General features: G+C 62.4%; 2 pseudogenes. One reads left to right on the forward strand and one right to left on the reverse strand.

Annotated elements, in window-relative coordinates:
- Positions 1-183 (reverse strand): annotated as a pseudogene (locus I6F36_RS39445) (IS630 family transposase); the annotation flags it as partial.
- A gap of 43 nt (positions 184-226) precedes the next feature.
- Here I6F36_RS39445 and I6F36_RS39450 point away from each other — a divergent pair.
- Positions 227-383: pseudogene (locus tag I6F36_RS39450) on the forward strand (SOS response transcriptional repressor); the annotation flags it as partial.

The following is a 383-nucleotide window of genomic DNA, read 5'->3' on the forward strand; positions in this document are numbered from 1 at the left end:
GTACACGGTCGAGCCGCTCACGCCGACGCTCCTTGCGATCTCCTCGTCGCGGGTCTCGGCATCGGCGGCCAGCAAAATCTGCGCCCGCTTGAGCTTCCGGGACGCATGCTTGCCGCCGCTGAGCAGCGCCCTCAGTTCGGTGCGCTCGATTTGGCTGAGTTCGACCCGATAGCGTACATTCATGGCGTGCCTCCTCGTTCGAGGCACGCACGAACAACTGAATCGGATGGCCGGCGTGAGTCCTTCGACAAAACCCTTCACGCCCACTCAGGGGCAGTATCTGGCTTTTATCCACCTCTATACCCGGCTGCATCGCAGGCCCCCGGCCGAAACCGACATGCAGGAATATTTCCGCGTCAGCCCGCCTTCGGTTCACCAGATGG

It is taken from the genome of Bradyrhizobium sp. BRP19, from assembly GCF_020194195.1.
Classification (GTDB): Bacteria; Pseudomonadota; Alphaproteobacteria; order Rhizobiales; family Xanthobacteraceae; genus Bradyrhizobium; species Bradyrhizobium yuanmingense.